General features: G+C 71.7%; 15 protein-coding genes. 7 read left to right on the top strand and 8 right to left on the bottom strand.

Annotated elements, in window-relative coordinates; translation table 11 throughout:
• Positions 1-514 precede the first annotated feature (514 nt).
• Genes ABFX51_RS27935 through ABFX51_RS27920 form a run of 4 tightly spaced genes read right to left on the bottom strand, consistent with a single transcriptional unit; the run spans position 515 to position 4833 of the window.
• Positions 515-1432: an SIS domain-containing protein gene (locus tag ABFX51_RS27935; RefSeq protein WP_346055422.1), complete on the bottom strand. Its 918-nt coding sequence runs from the start codon at positions 1430-1432 to the stop codon at positions 515-517.
• Between the two features lie 38 nt (positions 1433-1470).
• The gene (gene lexA, locus ABFX51_RS27930; RefSeq protein WP_091505392.1) at positions 1471-2127 is read right to left on the bottom strand and encodes a transcriptional repressor LexA; all 657 of its coding nucleotides are present in this window, start codon (positions 2125-2127) and stop codon (positions 1471-1473) included.
• Between the two features lie 22 nt (positions 2128-2149).
• Positions 2150-3049, bottom strand: a complete 900-nt coding sequence (locus ABFX51_RS27925; RefSeq protein ID WP_346055421.1) for an LLM class flavin-dependent oxidoreductase — start codon at positions 3047-3049, stop codon at positions 2150-2152.
• Positions 3049-4833, bottom strand: a complete 1785-nt coding sequence (locus ABFX51_RS27920; RefSeq protein ID WP_346055420.1) for an LLM class flavin-dependent oxidoreductase — start codon at positions 4831-4833, stop codon at positions 3049-3051. The genes ABFX51_RS27925 and ABFX51_RS27920 overlap by 1 nt, the downstream gene beginning before the upstream one ends.
• 77 nt (positions 4834-4910) lie before the next feature.
• On the opposite strand from ABFX51_RS27920, the gene ABFX51_RS27915 reads away from it, so the two are divergent.
• The 3 genes from ABFX51_RS27915 to ABFX51_RS27905 all read left to right on the top strand — a co-directional run bounded on the left by ABFX51_RS27915 (position 4911) and on the right by ABFX51_RS27905 (position 7148).
• The gene (locus tag ABFX51_RS27915) at positions 4911-5282 is read left to right on the top strand and encodes a winged helix-turn-helix transcriptional regulator (protein ID WP_346055419.1); all 372 of its coding nucleotides are present in this window, start codon (positions 4911-4913) and stop codon (positions 5280-5282) included.
• Positions 5283-5571: 289 nt separating this feature from the next.
• Positions 5572-6738: a molybdopterin-dependent oxidoreductase gene (locus tag ABFX51_RS27910; protein WP_346055418.1), complete on the top strand. Its 1167-nt coding sequence runs from the start codon at positions 5572-5574 to the stop codon at positions 6736-6738.
• Positions 6738-7148 carry a hypothetical protein gene (locus tag ABFX51_RS27905; RefSeq protein WP_346055416.1) on the top strand — a complete coding sequence of 137 codons (411 nt, stop codon included), beginning with the start codon at positions 6738-6740 and terminating at the stop codon, positions 7146-7148. The genes ABFX51_RS27910 and ABFX51_RS27905 overlap by 1 nt, the downstream gene beginning before the upstream one ends.
• Here ABFX51_RS27905 and ABFX51_RS27900 read toward each other — a convergent pair.
• Positions 7120-8442: a hypothetical protein gene (locus ABFX51_RS27900; RefSeq protein WP_346055415.1), complete on the bottom strand. Its 1323-nt coding sequence runs from the start codon at positions 8440-8442 to the stop codon at positions 7120-7122. The two genes, ABFX51_RS27905 and ABFX51_RS27900, sit on opposite strands and share 29 nt — an antisense overlap.
• Positions 8443-8495: 53 nt before the next feature.
• Positions 8496-9137 (bottom strand): DUF6338 family protein, encoded by a 642-nt coding sequence (locus ABFX51_RS27895; protein WP_346055414.1) that lies wholly within the window; start codon positions 9135-9137, stop codon positions 8496-8498.
• Between the two features lie 992 nt (positions 9138-10129).
• Between ABFX51_RS27895 and ABFX51_RS27890 the strand changes: the two genes are divergently transcribed.
• A complete protein-coding gene (locus tag ABFX51_RS27890; protein WP_346055413.1) occupies positions 10130-10582 on the top strand; it encodes a GlcG/HbpS family heme-binding protein in 453 nt (150 codons plus the stop codon).
• A gap of 459 nt (positions 10583-11041) precedes the next feature.
• On the opposite strand, the gene ABFX51_RS27885 is transcribed toward ABFX51_RS27890, so the two are convergent.
• Positions 11042-11512, bottom strand: coding sequence for a GNAT family N-acetyltransferase (locus ABFX51_RS27885; protein WP_346055412.1), 471 nt, complete (start codon positions 11510-11512; stop codon positions 11042-11044).
• Between the two features lie 107 nt (positions 11513-11619).
• Positions 11620-12495, bottom strand: a complete 876-nt coding sequence (locus ABFX51_RS27880; RefSeq protein WP_346055411.1) for an MBL fold metallo-hydrolase — start codon at positions 12493-12495, stop codon at positions 11620-11622.
• Positions 12496-12586: 91 nt separating this feature from the next.
• On the opposite strand from ABFX51_RS27880, the gene ABFX51_RS27875 reads away from it, so the two are divergent.
• From ABFX51_RS27875 to ABFX51_RS27865, 3 genes are read left to right on the top strand one after another with little or no spacing between them, the layout of a single operon-like run.
• Positions 12587-12775, top strand: a complete 189-nt coding sequence (locus tag ABFX51_RS27875) for a hypothetical protein (RefSeq protein WP_346055409.1) — start codon at positions 12587-12589, stop codon at positions 12773-12775.
• Entirely contained in the window at positions 12762-14108 is a 1347-nt protein-coding gene (locus tag ABFX51_RS27870; protein WP_346055408.1) for an amidase, read from the top strand. Before ABFX51_RS27875 ends, ABFX51_RS27870 begins: the two co-directional genes overlap by 14 nt.
• Before the next feature lie 4 nt (positions 14109-14112).
• Positions 14113-14688: a TetR/AcrR family transcriptional regulator gene (locus tag ABFX51_RS27865; RefSeq protein WP_091505379.1), complete on the top strand. Its 576-nt coding sequence runs from the start codon at positions 14113-14115 to the stop codon at positions 14686-14688.
• The last annotated feature ends 607 nt before the right edge of the window (positions 14689-15295 follow it).

Raw genomic sequence — 15295 nt, 5'->3', positions numbered from 1 at the left:
GGGGGCATCAGTCATACCGAACCTGGCGACCACAGCTCCTTGATCAGGAACCACGAAAAAGGTAACGGGGCGCTCTGGCGTGGAGCATCCTCCTCACCTCGCAGTGTTCGCCCCGCCCCCACCGCAGAAAGCGCTTCCCCAAGCGGCTGGCGGTGAGGAAAGCGCTTCCCCGCCCCATTCCAGGCACGCCTCATAGCGAAAGCGCTTTCTCCACCAATCCTCTGGCCGCTCCCGGCCGCACGTCGCCGGAAAGCGCTTCCTTGCCCCCGGGCAACCACTCTCGCCTCAGAAAGCGCTTTCCTGCCCCCGCCCGACTGCTTCGCGTCGCGGAAAGCGGCTCCTCGCCTCAGAAAGCGCCTCCCGTGTCAGAAAGCGCGTTCCCGTCGCACGGAAAGCGCTTCCCCGGCCCACGCCCAACTGCTCGCAATCTGAGAAAGGGCTTTCCCGCCACGGAAAGCGCTTCCCCGCCGAGCCCAGACCAACCCCACCCAGCCCCAGCCGGACCGCCCCAACCTCACTCCACCCGGGGCGAAACCGCCTTCCGGGCCCCCGTGCGCATCGCCGTCAGCTCCTCCTTCATCCGCTGCAGGCGCGCCAGGTGCTCCGGCGGGCGGCGCAGCGCCACGCCCGTCGCGAGCACGTCGATCACCACCAGCGCGGCGAGGCGGCTCAGCGTCGGCGTGTAAAAATCCGTGTCCTCGAAGGTTTTCACCACCAGGGGCACGTCCGCCAGCTCCGCGAGCGGGCTCTGCTCACCGGTGATCCCGATGACCCGCGCCCCCTGCTCCTGCGCCACCGCCGCCACGTCGAGCACGCTCTGCGTCCGCCCGGTGTTGGACAGCGCCACGAACACCGTCCCCGGCCCCGCCATCGACGCGGCGATGAACTGCTGGTGCGCATCGACCGGCGCGCTGCACGGCACGCCGAACAGGGGGAACTTCTGCTGCGCGTCCTGGGCGACTATCGACGACGCGCCGAACCCGGCGAACACGATCTCGCCCGCACGCGCCAGCAGCTCCACCGCCTCCTCGATGCGCTCGGTCTCCAGCGCCCGCCGCGCCCGGTCGAGGCTGCTGATCGACTGGTCGAACACCTTGCCGATGAGGGTGGGCACGGACTCACCCGGCTCGATCGCGCTGTGCGTCGCCGGCAGGCCGAGCGCGACCGTCTGCGCCAGTTCCAGCTTGAACGCCTGAAACCCCCGCGCCCCCATCGCCGTGCAGAACCGCATCACCGTCGGCTCGCTGACCCCCGCGCGCTCCGCCAGCGCCGCCATGCTCAGGTGCACCACGTCGCCGGGGGAGGCGAGCACCGCCTCCGCGACCTTGCGCTCGCTGCGGCGCAACTCACCCATGCGCGTCGCGATCGCCTCCAGCAGCGGCACCCTGCTGTCCTGCGGCCCCTCGTCCGGCTGGTTCACCTTCCGCCCCATCCCCCGCTCGTCGAGCGGATGTAGTGAGACTACCGGAATCAGACGCTCCGCAGCACCGACACGACGGTACCCAGCACGACGGCCCGGTCACCGTCGATGACCTCGTAGGCCGGGTTCCGCGGTTCGAGGTAGACGTGCCCGTTGCGGCGCCGGTACACCTTCACCGTGGCCTCCTCGTCGATCATCGCGGCGACGATCTGCCCCGAGTGGGCCTCGGACTGCCGCCGCACCACCACGATGTCGCCGTCGCAGATCGCGGCGTCCACCATCGAGTCACCGCGCACGCGCAGCGCGAACACCGTGCCGCGGCCGGTCAGCTCCCTCGGCAGCGACAGGACGTCGTCGACGTGCTCCTCCGCCGTGATCGGGACACCCGCGGCGATGTCGCCGACGACCGGCACCGGCACGGAGTCCACATCGGACGACCGCTGTCCCGGTTCCCCCAGGAACATCCGCACGTCGATCGGCCGCGCCATGCTGCTGCTGCGCCGCAGGAAACCCTTTTCCTCCAGGCTCGCCAGGTGCTTCGACACCGAGGAGGTGGACCGCAGGCCGACCGCGTCCCCGAGCTCCCTCGTGCTCGGCGGGTAGCCGTACCGCACCACCCAGTCCCGGATCGTGGCGAGGATCCGCTGCTGCCGCGGCGGCAGGCTGGAGGCGTCCAGGAACTCGGCGAGGTCGTCGTAGGTGGTCACCCGACGGATCGTAGAGCCTCCGCTACCCGGCGCGTTCGACCGCCACGAGTTCCCGCACCCGCGGCGCCACCTCCTGGGCGAAGCGCGACATCGTGTCCGGGTCGTCGGTCGCGAGGATGAAGCCGGACGTGCCGTAGGACAACGCGAGGTCCGCCAGCTCCTCGGCCCACTGCTCCGGCGGCCCGACGAGCAGCCCGCCACCGTTCGGGGTGAACTGCCCCGCGATGTTGAGGAACCGGGTGATCTCCGCGGGCGCACGTCCTGCGGCTTCGGCGCCCTCGTCGACGTACTTGTTCAGCTCCGCCAGCGACTCCGGTCCGTCCGGGAGGTACGACAGGGACGGCAGCCACCCGTCGCCGAGCCGGCCGGCGAGCCGCAGCAGCCGGGGTTTGTACGCCCCGATCCAGATCCCGATCGGATGCGCGGGCGCGGGCCCGCGCTTGGCGCCGTGTGCCTGGTGGAACTCGCCGTCGACGCGCACGCCGCCCGGTTCGTCCACCGCCCAGACGCCCCGGATGATCGCGATCGCCTCCTCCACCGCCTGGATCGACTGCCCCGGCGTCAGACGCCGTCCGCCCATCGCCTCGATCGCGTCCCAGAACCCGCCCGCGCCGAGGCCGAGCTCGAGCCTGCCGCCGGAGAGCCGGTCAAGGCTCGCCGCCGCGCGCGCCAGCACGGCGGGCGGGCGCAGCGGCAGGTTCAGCACGTTGCCGGACAGCCGGATCCGCCGCGTCCTGGCCGCCACGAAGGACAGCAGCGTCCACGTGTCGTGGAAGGACGGCTGGTACGGGTGGTCCTGGAAGGTCACCAGGTCGAGCCCGGCGTCCTCGGCGTGCACCGCCAGCTCGACGGCCCGCAGCGGCGGCCGTGCCGCCGGGGTCACGAAGGCGCCGAAGGTGAGTTCCTGTCCGTAGTCGGTCATCATTTCTCCTGTGCGGGGGTCACGTTGAAGTTGTCGCGGAAGACGTTGTCGGGGTCGTACTTCGCCTTGAGGTCGCGCAGCCGGGCGAGCGTGCGCGGCGGGAAGGCGTCCGCGATCCGGCCGGGATCGGTGCTGCTGTCGAAGCTGAGGTACCGCCCGGTGAAGAACGGCCGCAGCCGCCCCCACGCCGCGTCCACCGCGTCGTCGCGCAAACCCATGCCCACGACGCTGAAGTTCGCGGACCGGTGGGCGTAGGCGGTGGCGTCGGAGTCCACATCGGACACCGCGCCGCCCACGGCCCGCAGCTGGAACCAGTGCAGCCCGCCGGAGCGGAGCACCTGCGCGGCGGTCGCGGCGAACTCCGGCGTCACGTGGTCGAGCAGGCCGCTGCGCGAGACCGGTTCGCCGACGGCCTGGTGCGGGTCGTCGCTCGCGTTCGCCATCACCGCCGCGTACGGCACGATCTGGGCCTGCTGCCCGTACAGCGGCGCGATGTCGGCGATCGGCTGGAGCCGCTCCAGCACCGTGTCCGGTTCGTCCGAGGCGACCACCGAGATCGTCTGCGCGACCGGGGGCTGCCCCCGCCGGGCCGGCGGGAGGATGAGGAAGCTCGTCAGGTCCCGTGGTGACTCCTCGACGACCCGGCCCCACCGCAGCAGGAAATCCGCTGGGTCGCTCGCGTCGGACACGAGCACCGCGAAGCCGACCTGCCCGACCTCGTCGGCCTCGAACTCGAACGACGTCACGACCCCGAAGTTGGCGCCCGCGCCCCGCACAGCCCAGAACAGGTCCGGGTTCTCCGTCTCGCTCGCCCGCACCACCGAACCGTCGGCGAGCACCATCTCGACCTCACGCAGGTGGTCGATGGTCAGGCCGTGGGCGCGGGAGAGGAAGCCGATCCCGCCCGCCGTGGCCAGGCCGCCGACCCCGACACCGCCGTAGTCGCCGGAGCTGAGCGCCCAGCCGTGCGGTTCGAGCGCGGCGGCGACGTCCATCCAGCGCGCCCCGGGCCCGATCCGCACCCGGCGGGTGGCTTTGTCGACCACTTCGATGCCGTTGATCGACGAGACGTCGAGGACGATGCCGCCGTCGTTGGTGGACCGGCCGCTGATGCCGTGCCCCGCACTGCGGATCGACAGCGGCAGGTGCGGGTGCCGCCGGGCGAAGGCCAGCGCGTCGGACACCTGCGTGGCGTCGGCCGCCCGCAGCACGATCCCGGGCGAACCGCCTCGCAGGTAGCCGGACCGGAAGCGGCGGTAGGCGGGGTCACCCGGCTCGACCACCTCGGCGATCGAGGAGGGCACGTGGTCATAGTCGATCGCCGGGCGCCGGAGCGCCAGCGCGGCCGCGCTGCGGGGGACCGCCTTGCGCAGCGCCGGAATCACCTCGGCGAACCGCTTCAGGGTGTCCGGATCCGCAGACGTGAGCAGGATCGTGCGGGCTTCGTGCTCGGTGATCAGCGGGAGCAGGTCCTCGGGGGACGCCTCGGCCGGTACGACCAGCCTGGACGGCAGGTCCTGCCGGACACGGCCGCCGGACAGCTGGTCGAGGCTGGTCGCGGCGCGGGCGAGCATCGCGGGGAGGTGCGGTGGCCCGCTCACTTCCGCGGCGAGCCCGATGCGTTCCGTGGTGGCGGCGATCCAGGACAGCAGGGTCCACGCGTCGAGTTCGCCTTCGCGGTCCGGGACGACGACGAGGTCGTACCCGAGGTCCTCGGCGAGCTTCGCGAGGGTCACGGAGGTGAGGACCACGCCGAACTCGACGCGGCTGCCGGAGGTGTGCATGGCTCCAGGATTCCCATCGGCCCGCCCAGCGGCAAACACCTGGTGAGCGACTTACCTTTTGTAAGTACACTGGGGGCATGAGCGGAACGAACAGGGCCCTGGTCCCGGCGTTCGAGCACATCGACGACGAGCGGTGCCGGGGCTTCCAGGACGCGGTGGAGCTGGTCGGCCGGAAGTGGACCGGCGGGATCCTGCTGGCGGGCGTGCGGGGCGCGCAGCGGTTCGTGGAGTACCGCGCGATGGTGGCCGGCATCTCCGACCGGCTGCTCGCCCAGCGCCTGCGGGAGCTGGAGGCCGAGGAGCTGATCGAGCGCGTCGTCGTGCCCACCACGCCGGTGCTCGTGACGTACCACCCGACCGAGCGGGCCCGGAGCCTGATGAGCGCGCTGCAGCCGCTGGTGTGCTGGAGCGAGGAGGACCGCGCCCGCCGAACCCCGGGCCACGCGTAGCTAGGCGGTGGGCGGGTCCGGTTCCGGCGGGATCGGCGGGCCGGGCGGGATCGGGTCCGGAGGCGGCGGCCCGGGGTCCGGGACGGGCCTCGGCACCGGATCCGGGCCCGGTGGTACTGGCTGAACCATCGTGCTCACTCCTTCCAGCCGGTGGTTGCGCCTTCCCGCGGACCACGGCCGGTAAACCTCTCGTCCCGGGAGTCCTTTGTGGATCACCAGGTCTTACGAGTTCCTCACCGCCGCCCGCGATCGCTGCCCCCGTGGCGTGGCCGTCCCTAGCATCGGCCGCGTGAAGAACCTGTTCCGGTTCCGCAGTCCGCTGCGCGGCCCGTGGCTCACCTCGGTGTTCGGCGCGGTCCTGCTCGCCTGCCTGCCGCTGGTGGTCCTGACCGGCTTGCTCGATTTCGTCGCGTACGGGCCGGGGCAGCACCTCCCCGCTGACGTCGGCTGGCTGCACCTGCCGTTGTTCGACTGGCCGACCCGGCCGTCCTGGCTGTTCCGGCTGACGCAGGGCCTGCACGTGGGCCTCGGGCTGGTGCTGGTCCCGGTCGTGCTGGCGAAGCTGTGGTCGGTCATCCCGAAGCTGTTCGCCTGGCCGCCGGTCCGTTCGGTGGCGCACGCGCTCGAACGGCTGTCGTTGCTGCTGCTCGTCGGCAGCGTCCTGTTCGAGATCGTCACGGGCGTGCTGAACATCCAGTACGACTACGTCTTCGGGTTCAGCTTCTACACCGGGCACTACTTCGGCGCCTGGGTGTTCATCGCCTCCTTCGTCACGCACGTCGCGCTCAAACTGCCCACGATGATCCGTTCGCTGCGTCGGAGCGCACCGGCCACCCCGCGCGCGAAGGAGCCCGCCCCGCTGACGATGAGCAGGCGCGGGCTGCTGGGCACAGTCGGCGGCGGCGCGCTGCTCGTCGGGCTGCTCACCGCCGGCCAGACGGTCGGCGGCCCGCTGCGGGACCTGGCGTTCCTGCTGCCACGTGGCACCGAACCGGGGGAGGGGGCGAACCGGTACCCGATCAACAAGACAGCTGCGGCGGCGGGCGTCGTGGTCCGCGAGGACTGGCGGCTGACGATCACCGGTGCCACCGGGCGCACCTTCACCCGAGCCGACTTGCTGGCCCTCCCGCAGCACATGGCCCGGCTGCCGATCGCCTGCGTGGAAGGCTGGTCGACCGTCCAGACCTGGACCGGCGTCCGGCTGCGTGACCTCGCGGCGCTGGCGGGCGTGCCGGAACCCGCGTCCGCGTTCGTCTCCTCGCTGGAACAGGGACCTTTCGCCCAGGCGACGCTGAACCACGGGCAGACGACCGATCCCGACGCGCTGCTGGCGTTGCGCGTCAACGGCGCCGACCTCAGCCTCGACCACGGCTTCCCGGCGCGGATCATCGTGCCCGCCCTGCCGGGGGTGCACTGCACGAAATGGGTTCGCGCACTCGACTTCAGGAGCGCCTGATGAAGCGGATTCCCTTGCTGCTGGCCTGTTTCGCCCTCGCCGGTTACGCCGCCTCGTTCCTGTGGGGCGATCCGGTGGGGCTGACCGTGCTGCTCTGGTTCGCCGGGGCGGCGGTCGTCCACGACCTGGTGCTGTTCCCGCTCGGCGCGCTGGCGGACCGGGCGCTGACCCGCCTGCCCGTTCGCGTGGTCAACCACGTCCGGCTGCCGCTGCTGGGCGCGGGCCTGACGTTCCTGCTGTTTCTGCCGGGCATCATCCGGCAGGGCGGCGCCACGCACCTCGCCGCGACTTCGCTAAGCCAGCAGCCGTACCTCGGGCGCTGGCTCTGGCTCGTCGCGGCGATGTTCGCCGTGTCGGGGCTGTCCTACCTGGTCAGGCTGCTCACCAGTTCGTCACGACGAGGCTGTTGACCGCCAGCGCCGTGGCCGCCTGCGCGGCGAGCCACCAGCGGTGGGAACGCTGGGGCAGGAACGCGGCCGCGGCCACCAGCCACACGGCGAACGGCAGCCAAATGCGCTCGACCTCCGCTTTGGACAGTCCGGAAAGGTCGGACGCGGCCACCGCCACCACGGCTCCCGCGATCACCGCGCCGAGCCCGGTGCGCCACGCCGTGCGCCGCAGACCGGGGCCGAGCACGGGACCGGTCGCCAGCGCCAGGCACGCCAGATCGGCCCACACCCAGTAGGAGTAGGGGCGCAGGTCCGCGATGCCCTGGTGGTAGCGCTCGACGACGAGGTGGTAGCCGTCGAGCCACCAGAACCCCGCCGCCGCGAACACCCCCACGACGACGGCCGCCCCGGCCAGTGCCAGCGCCAGCGCGGCCCAGCGGCGGGTGTGCACCACGACGGCGAGCGCGATCGCGCCCATCAGCACGAGCCCGTACGACAGGAAGATCCCGAAACCCAGCACCACTCCCGCGGCGGCGGCCCACGCCAGCCGCCCGGTGGCACCGAGCGCGAGCAGCGCGATGCCGGTCGCGGTGACCCCGGCGAACAGGCCGTCCGCCGACACCCCCACCCAGACCGCTCCGGGGAACAGCACGAGGAACGGCAGCGCCGCGCGGGCGAGGTCGCGGCGGCCGAGCGCGGAGATCGTGACGGGCACGGCGATCGCGGTCAACGCCCCGGCCAGGATGCACACGATGCCCGCTGCCGCCCCGCCGCCGAGCCCGATCCGGTCCAGCCAAACGAAGACGAGCGTCGCGGCGGGAGGGTGGCCGGAGACGTGCGTCGTCCAGGAGTCCGGCTGGAAGTCCAGGATGCGGCTGCTGAAGGTGCGCAGCATCCTGCCGATGTCGGTGATGCCGGGGACTTCGGTCAGGTACTCGGCGCTGGTGGTCAGGCGCCCGGCGATGCCCAGCTGCCAGCCGTCGATCAGGGCGAGTGAGCACGTCCAGGCGACGGCGGCCGCGTAAGCGGAGGCGAGCGCGTACCGCCAGGGCAGGTGTGCGGCCAGCCGTGGTCCGTAGAGGACGACCGCGAGTCCGATGAGGACAGTCGTGGCGGTGGCTGGTCCCGCGTGCGGCAGGAATGTGCCCAGGATCGGCCACTCGCCGAACCGGGGCCCCGCTCCGGCGAAGGCACGTGGGCCGAGTTGCCTGCCCGGGTTCCACCACAGACATCCGGCGACGGCGAGTACCACCAGCACCACGACGAGGCCTCCGGCGAGCAGGTCGCGCCGGACGCCCTGGAGACGTTCGATCACCGGGGGAACCGTAGTGCGGTCCGGTGCCGCGGACGGGTTTTCGGGCCGTGCCGTCAGGATTCCGTAACCGGTACCTCGTAGGTGACGGTGAGGAGGGTGAGGTTGCGGGCGCTGACCGCGGCCGCCCCGACGTCGGGCAGGACGGTGGTGGTCGTTTCGCCCGGCGCGCGGTAGGAGATCGGGCCGGTGAGCGTCAGGTCGCGGTCGGGGACGTCATCGCCGGAGCGGCTGTACGTGCGCAGGCGGCCCGCGACGTAGCTCCCGTCGTCCAGCCGGCAGCCGACGTGGATGCGTGCGCCGGGGTGTTCGGTGAACAGCATCGTCCACGCCGAAACGCGGGCGGCGTGTTCCCGGCGACGGCGCAGGCTCGCGGCCCCGGCGGCGAGCCCGGCCGCGACGGCGAGGAGACCGAGGGCCCACAGGGTTACTGAGGTCAGGTTGTCGATGGCGTAGCGGCCTGGCTCGCGCAGCAACTGGCGCACGTCGGGCGTCCACGAGGGGAAGATCGCCCGCACGAGCGTGAACAGCAGCAACACGACCGCATCGGCGACGACGCTGACGAACGCGAGCTCGACGGTCTCGCGGAACGTCGAAACCGCGCGTGCCGACGCGAGCCGTTCGCGGCGCAGGGTGTAGGCGAACCCCGGGACGAGCAGCACGAGGAACAGCACCAGGCCGACGAGGGTCGTGGGCACGCGCTCACCTTCCGGAACCGTGGCGGCAGCCGTATCCTCGACGACGCCGTAGACCGCGACTTCAGGTGGCGAATTGTGACAGAGGCTTCCGGTCCCCGCGAGCACCCCGGCGCAGACCAGGGCGGCCAGTTCATCCACGACGACACCCCGCCGCCCGTGGCCCAGCCCGGCTACGGCGGCCAGTTCGTCCACGACGAGACGCCGCCACCGATGGCCGCCTCGGGGCCGCGCCCTGTGTCGCCCGATCAGGCGGCCGCGCCGGTCCCGCCGGCGTCGGTTCCGCCGGCGTCGGTTCCGCCTGGGCCTACCCCGCCCGCTTCGGTTTCGCGCGGGCCTACCTCGCCCGCTTCGGTTCCGTCCGGATCGGTCTCGCCTCCGTCGGTTCCGCCCGATCCGGTCTCGCCTGCGCCGACGTCCCCTTGGTGGCGGCGCATCTTCCGCAGCACCCGCTGACGGCCGGCGTTCGGCGCTCTCGCATGAGGCTCGCGGCTGCGCCGGGCCTCCGCCGGTGGACGACCACTGCGGTCCTCTGCGCCAGTTGGCGGCCGGGCCCGGGGCCGGGCTCCTTGTCACCCGCCGCTGGCTGGTGCCCGCGCCTCCGCCTGTGGATGACCACCCCTGGACCTATCCGCGCTCGCCGGCGGCCAGGCGGGGCTGGACTTCTCTCACCCGCCGCTGGCTGGCGTTTCCGCTCGCCACTGGGGGCTTGCTTGTCCAGACCCGGCCCGTGACCGCTGGCGGCCGGGCCTGGGGCTCAGCGCTGCCGCTCGCCGATGGCTCGCGATCAGCGCTCCCGCGCGGCGCTAGCTGGTGGCTGGGCCCGGGCCCAGCGCCTTCACGCCAGTCGGGCCCACCACTTCCGCACACCGGCTGAACGTGGACCGGTGAGCCTTTCGCCCCCACCCGGCGGCTGGCACCGTCGCGCGTGGCGGCCCGCCAGGACCGCGCTTATTCCCACCCACCCAGCGATTCCCGGCGCTAAGCTCCTTTCCATGATCGACTCACCTCGCCTCCCCGGCCTCACGCTCGCCGACGCCGACTGGCTGGTGGACGCCGCGCTGACCGTCGCGGCCGAGCGGGGGTTCCCACCCCTCGCGGTCGCCGTGCTCGACGTGGCCGGCGAAGTGATCACCCTGCGCCGCGCCGACGGCGGCATGCCCATGACCAGCCGGATCGCCGTCGCGAAGGCCCGCAGCGCGCTGCTCGCCCTGAAGCCGTCGGGCCAGATCGAGCTCCCGGCCGGCATCGTCGAGAGCATCCAGCACCTGTACCACGGCGACTTCGTCCCGTGGGCCGGCGGTGTCCTCGTCACCGACGGCAACGTGATCCTCGGCGCCGCCGGAGCCTCCGGCGCGCACGCGCTTGAAGACGAGCAGGCCGTGCAGGTCGCCGTCGAACAGTGGCAGGCGAAACGCTCAGCCGGTCCCGCCCACAGCACTTCATGATCAACGCGAACGTCCACTGTGGACCCGCGCTGACCTCGTTCGGCGAGTCGGTGCTCGCTGGCGATGCCGTATCGGCGCCAGAGGTTACGCACCTCCGTTACCGAGTTGAGTGACCGGCGCCCATCCCGGCAATGCTCGCAGGGAAGGTCGCGGGTTGCGGCGTGTCCGGCGGCCGACGTCGTTGGCGCACCAGAGGATGAAGGCGGCGAGGCGGTCAGCGTGCCGCAGCGCGCGAATCGTCCGCGACGAAGAAGCCTTGCCATCCCGGTGAACATTCGCCAAGTGCCCCGTAACGGCGTTGCGTCGCGAAGCGGGCGAGCCAGCGTGGGAGGGCGGCGGTGTATTTCGCGAGATCTTGACGACCTTGCGGAAATCCCGATGGTGGCGACGATGGGCGCCTGCCCGGGGTGATACCGCGACTGGACGCCTTCCCACGTCGAGTCGATCCAATGCGACGTCCTAAACGAGACGCAGGATCGTCTCTTCGATTTCGGTGCCACGGGCTGGCGCGTAAGAGATCTCCGTGCCGATGACCGTGAAACCCGCTCTCCGCAAGACCCTGAGTGAGCCGTGGTTGTCGCTGGCGGCGCGGGCGTACAGGGGCCGGGTCGCGACCGTGTCGAGAAAGAGGGCCAGTGCTCGGCTGGCGATGTCACGTCCCCAGGCCGAACGGTCGATCCAGTAAGTGATCTCGGTGTCCCCCTCCATGACGAAGCTGGCGATGCTGCCGACAAGGCGCCCGTCACACGTGACGGCACGAAGGGTGATGTCAGGAGAATTGCGTGTCTCCGCCATGTGAGCGTCGAACGCTTCACGGTCGGGGTGGCTGGTGGTGAAAGCGGCCATCCGGATGGACTCGGGATCACTCCTCTGGTCGAACAGCGCGTCCAGGTCGGCATCCTCGACCAACCGCAGTGCCACCTCCGCCACCGGTGTTCCCCTCGCTCGCCCGCGTTTGCGCCGCACCGTACCAACGGCATCCGACAATTCCGGCTCGCACGGCCTGTGCTTGAACGCGGCCCCCTGCTCACGGACACCTAACTCACCGGCTCCCAGCGCAGGGATCCACCCTGATCGGCGATCCGTCCGGCGGTCGGTGGTGGGAAGTGGGTGCCCAAGACGAGGATGTCGCTCCTCGCGAGCGACTCGAAGAGCTCGCGGCGCGTGCGCACGGCGAGATCCGGGTCGATGTCGACGCAGCTGGTGATCTCCGGGTGCGGCACCTGGACCGGGTGGTGCACGCAGTCACCGGTGATCAGCGCCGTCCGGCCGCCGCTGTCCAGCCGCACCGCGACGTGCCCCGGCGTGTGACCGGGTGTGGGCACAAGCCGGACCCCGGGCGTGATCTCCGTACCGTCCCTTCGGACGTCTACGAGATCGAGCAGGCCCGCGTCCTCGACCGGGAGCACGGAGTCGCGGAACATCTGCTGCCGCGGTTCGTCCATCGCGTACCCGGCCCAGAACTCCCTTTCCACGCGCGAGGTCACGTATCGGGCGTTCGGGAACGTCGGCACCCACTCGCCACCCTCCAGCCGGGTGTTCCAGCCGACGTGGTCGGTGTGCAGGTGGGTGAGCACCACGAGATCGACCGTCTCCGGGGCGAACCCGGCCTCGGCGAGCCGGTCGGGGTAGGCGGTGTGCAGGTTGTGCCAGGCGGGGTTGGCGCGCTGCTTGCCATTCCCGATGCCGGTGTCCACGACGATCCGGTGCCCGCCCACCGAGACGGCGAAGGTGTGGCTGGCCAGGCGCAGCACTCCGTCGTCCCCGGCGAAGTGGGGCCGCAGCCAGTCGTGCCGGGCCACGACGTCGGGAGTGGCGGTGGGCAGCAGCCAGGGACCGGTGGCGGGCGGCAATGACACCTCGTCGATCCGGTGCACGGTGAACTCGCCGACGGTCCACGACGGGACGCTCATGACCACTCCTCCTAAACGCAACGGGTTTGCTTTAAGCGACGATACGGGCTACTCTGCCTAAACGCAAACTTTTAGCTTTTCGGGAGGATCGATGTCCGACTTCGCCCCACCGGAAGCGGCTCGCTGGGCCGCCCGTGCCGGGCTGCCGCTGTCCGGGGACCGTCACGACGTGGTGGCCGCCACTGCCAACCACATCCACTCCGTCGTGTCCGTCCTGCGTGAGCTCGACCTCGGGGAGACGGCACCTTTCCGCCAGGAGGTGCCTGGTGGGACCGAATGAACTCACCCTCGCCGCCGCCGCTGACGCAGTGCGCACGCGCGCGTTGTCCCCGGTCGAGCTCGTCGACTCGGTGCTGGCCCGCGTGGAGGAGGTGGAGCCGCGTCTGAACGCCTACGTGGCCGTGACCGCCGAAAGGGCGCGTGAGGCGGCCCGCCAGGCCGAGCGCGAGATCACCGGGGGTGAGTACCGCGGCCCGCTGCACGGGATTCCCGTGGGGCTCAAGGACCTCATCGACGTCGCCGGGCTGCCGACCACCGGCAGTTCCCGTGTCCGCGCCGGGCATCGGGCCGAAGCCGACAGCGTCGTCGCGGCCCGCTTGGCCGACGCGGGCGCGGTGCTGATCGGCAAGACCCATACGCACGAGTTCGCGTACGGGCTGATCACGCCGCAGACGGCGAACGCGAGGGACCCTGGCCGCATCGCCGGGGGCTCCAGCGGTGGTTCCGCCGTCGCGGTCGCCGCGGGCATGGCCACGTTCGCGCTCGGCACCGACACCGGCGGCTCGATCCGGGTGCCCGCCGCGCTCAACGGAGTCGTCGGGCTTAAACCGACCTACGACCTGGTGCCGCGTGATGGTGTGGTGTCGCTGTCGTGGTCGCTGGACCACGTCGGCCCGATCACGCGCACGGTCGAGGACGCCGCGCTCGTGCTGCCGGTGCTGACCGGCGGGCGACCGGCCACTGTGGACGGTGGGCTGGCCGGGCTGCGGGTGGGCGTGCCGCGCAACTACTACTTCGAGCACGTCGATCCCGAGGTGGAAGCCGCGGTGCGCCAGGCGATCGAACGGATGGAGTCGCTCGGCGCCGTGCTCGTCGAGGTCGAGGTCCCGATGACGCGTTACGTCCAGGCGATCCAGTGGGGCCTGATGGTGCCGGAGGCGACCGCCTACCACGAACGCACGCTGCGGACCGTGCCGGAGCTGTATGCCGCCGACGTCCGGGTACTGCTCGAAGCCGGGGTGCTCTTGCCGGCGGGCGACTACCTGCGGGCCCAGCGTGCCCGCGCGCTCCTGCGCCGCGAGTGGCTGCGGATGCTCGAGCCGGTCGACGTGCTCGCCGCCCCGGCAGTGCCGCTGACGGCCGTGCCGTCGGGTCAGGACAGTGTGACCTGGCCGGACGGCACAGTCGAAAGCGTATCCGACGCCTACGTCCGGTTGTCCGCGCCCGCCAACATCACCGGGCTCCCGTCGCTGACGGTGCCGGTCGGTGCCGACTCGGCCGGCCTGCCGATCGGGCTGCAGTTGCTGGGGCGGCCGCTGGCCGAGCCGCTCCTGTTCCGGGTCGGCCGGGCCTGGGAGCTGACGCTGGAAAGGGGGATCTTTGCCTTAAGCTGAAAGTATGAGCCGTAGGCCGATGGTGCGCCCGGGGGGTCGCAGCGCCCGGGTTCAGGAAGCGGTGCACTCCGCCGTTCGCGAGCTCGAGGCCGAGTTGGGGCGGGAAGGGCTGACCGTGCCCCAGATCGCGGCCCGGGCCGGGGTCACGCCGTCCACGATCTACCGCCGATGGGGCGACGTGCGGTGGCTGCTGTCCGATGTCGCCGTCGAGATCCTCCGGCCGGAGTGCCCGCCTGCGGACCGGGGTGGTCTCGAAGCCGACCTGAAGTCGTGGGCTGAGGAGTTCCTGGACGAGATGTCCTCGCCTCCGGGCCGCGCGTATATCCGGGACGCGCTGCTCGGCGACCCGGACGGGAGCAATGCCGGTCAGTGCTCGGCCTACGCGGCCGAGCAGATCGACGTGATCCTCAAGCGGGCCGCAGAGCGCGGGGAGCGCGTGCCGGACGTGGAAACGGTGCTCGACCGGCTGGTGGCGCCGATGATGTACCGCATCTTGTTCCGGCCGGACGGGCTCGAACCGGCCTACGCCAGGCGGCTGGTGTCCGAGCTGCTCGACGGAGCGGCGAGCGCCACTCGGTAAGGGTGCTGCTCGGCAGGGCGGTGGATGCTGCGGGGACGGCGTTGCTCGGCGGGGCGGTACGCGCAGGCGGGGCGGACAGTGCCGCTCGGCGGAGCCGCGAGCGCCACGCGGTGGCGGCACGGCTCGGCGGGGTGGTGACCGCGACGCGGTAACCGTGCTGCCCCAGGGGCGGTGGGCACCGCCCTCCGGCGACGGTGCTGCTTGACGGAGCCGTGAGGGCTGTCCGGTGTCCGTGCTGCTCGATGGGAGGCGAGGCAGCGCGGAGACAGTCCTGCTGGACGGACGGGGGCGCAGTGCGGCGACCGCACCCGCTCCTAGGAGCCGCGAGCGCCGCGCGGTGGCAGCTCTGTCGACGGGGCGGGGCAGCGCAAGGCGGTGACCCGCCCGCTCCAGGGGCGGCGACCGCACCCTCGGACAGGTGGCGAGCGCCCCGCGGTAACGGCGCTGCCCGGCGGAGCGGGGTCGGCCCGACGAAGCGGGTCCGCCCAACGGGTCCGCCCAACGGGTCCGCCCAACGGGTCCGCCCAACGGGTCCGTCCAACAGGTCCACCTAGGGCGTGTCTGACAATGATTTCGGTTGTTGGCTGGGATGCTTCCGGGTGTGTCG

It is taken from the genome of Amycolatopsis dongchuanensis, assembly GCF_039542405.1.
GTDB classification, from domain to species: domain Bacteria; phylum Actinomycetota; class Actinomycetes; order Mycobacteriales; family Pseudonocardiaceae; genus Amycolatopsis_E; species Amycolatopsis_E sacchari.
This window is presented reverse-complemented; position numbering and strand designations above follow the sequence as displayed.

Excerpts from the sequence above, each read along its gene's own strand:
- ABFX51_RS27875 (WP_346055409.1), top strand. The coding sequence starts at position 12,587 with ATGTCCGACTTCGCCCCACCGGAAGCGGCTCGCTGGGCCGCCCGTGCC.
- ABFX51_RS27865 (WP_091505379.1), top strand. The coding sequence starts at position 14,113 with ATGAGCCGTAGGCCGATGGTGCGCCCGGGGGGTCGCAGCGCCCGGGTT.
- ABFX51_RS27880 (WP_346055411.1), bottom strand. The coding sequence starts at position 12,495 with ATGAGCGTCCCGTCGTGGACCGTCGGCGAGTTCACCGTGCACCGGATC.
- ABFX51_RS27890 (WP_346055413.1), top strand. The coding sequence starts at position 10,130 with ATGATCGACTCACCTCGCCTCCCCGGCCTCACGCTCGCCGACGCCGAC.
- ABFX51_RS27920 (WP_346055420.1), bottom strand. The coding sequence starts at position 4,833 with ATGCACACCTCCGGCAGCCGCGTCGAGTTCGGCGTGGTCCTCACCTCC.
- ABFX51_RS27915 (WP_346055419.1), top strand. The coding sequence starts at position 4,911 with ATGAGCGGAACGAACAGGGCCCTGGTCCCGGCGTTCGAGCACATCGAC.
- ABFX51_RS27935 (WP_346055422.1), bottom strand. The coding sequence starts at position 1,432 with ATGGGGCGGAAGGTGAACCAGCCGGACGAGGGGCCGCAGGACAGCAGG.
- ABFX51_RS27905 (WP_346055416.1), top strand. The coding sequence starts at position 6,738 with ATGAAGCGGATTCCCTTGCTGCTGGCCTGTTTCGCCCTCGCCGGTTAC.
- ABFX51_RS27925 (WP_346055421.1), bottom strand. The coding sequence starts at position 3,049 with ATGACCGACTACGGACAGGAACTCACCTTCGGCGCCTTCGTGACCCCG.